The sequence below is a fragment of the Pseudomonas sp. LFS044 genome (assembly GCF_047978245.1).
GTDB lineage: Bacteria > Pseudomonadota > Gammaproteobacteria > Pseudomonadales > Pseudomonadaceae > Aquipseudomonas.
The window spans coordinates 1-812 of record NZ_JBFPFX010000064.1; the positions used below are offsets into that span (position 1 = coordinate 1).

The 812-nt window shown below is 57.8% G+C and carries 2 protein-coding genes; both read right to left on the reverse strand.

The genetic code is table 11. The annotated features are described in order from the left end of the window. On the reverse strand, positions 1-570 hold a 570-nt coding region (locus tag ACNQPL_RS26625), incomplete at its 3' end, for an IS3 family transposase (RefSeq protein ID WP_416468385.1). Further along, positions 519-812 (reverse strand): transposase (locus ACNQPL_RS26630; RefSeq protein ID WP_416468384.1); only part of this gene is annotated, 294 nt, incomplete at its 5' end. The genes ACNQPL_RS26625 and ACNQPL_RS26630, both read right to left, overlap by 52 nt.

Sequence of the window (812 nt, forward strand, 5' to 3'; positions counted from 1 at the left end):
CGCCATCCTCAGTGCCTTGCTGACCAGGGTGGCGTCGTTGATCAGCGAAAACGCCCAACCAATGATCCGGCGGGCGAACAAATCAATGACTACTGCCAGGTGATACCAGCGTTTCCCGACCATCAAGCTGGTAACGTCGCCGCACCAGACTTGGTTGATGGCTGTTGGCTCAAAGTTACGTTCGAGCAGATTCTTGGCCACATATGCCTCGACACCCTTGGAGCGATACTGATGCCGGCGGCGCTGCCTGCTGGCCAGGTTTGCCTCCTCCATGAGCTTTCGGGCCAGATACCGCCCCACCTTGAAATCCTGGGCTTTCAGGCACTGAGAGATCATCCTCGCGCCCGCACTTCCCCGGCTTTCGACGTGCAGTTGAACGACTTTTTCTCTGAGCCCGTTGCGCTTGGTATTCGGGGCCGAACGGCGGCGAAGCCAGTCATAAAACGCGCTGCGGGAAACGCTCAGCGCACTGCAAAGCAGGCTGGTCGGATACAGGCCTGACTCTCTCAGTTCCTCGATCAGGAAAAACGATCGGGATCCGACATCAAGAGAGCCGTAGCCTTTTTTAATATTTCGGCCTCGGTCTCCAGGCGCTTAACTTTGGCCCGCAGCTCCTGGAGCTCTCGCTGTTCGTCGCTGATTGCCTTGGTACCTGCTACTGGCTGGCCCTTCTGACGCTCTTTGCGAACCTGATCAACCCAGCGGCGCAGCGCCGTAGGGCCGACCTCCATCGACGCACAAACATCTGGAATCGAGCCGTTGTCATCAAGAACCATGCTGGCAGCACGTTGCTTGAACTCGCGGGTATAGGT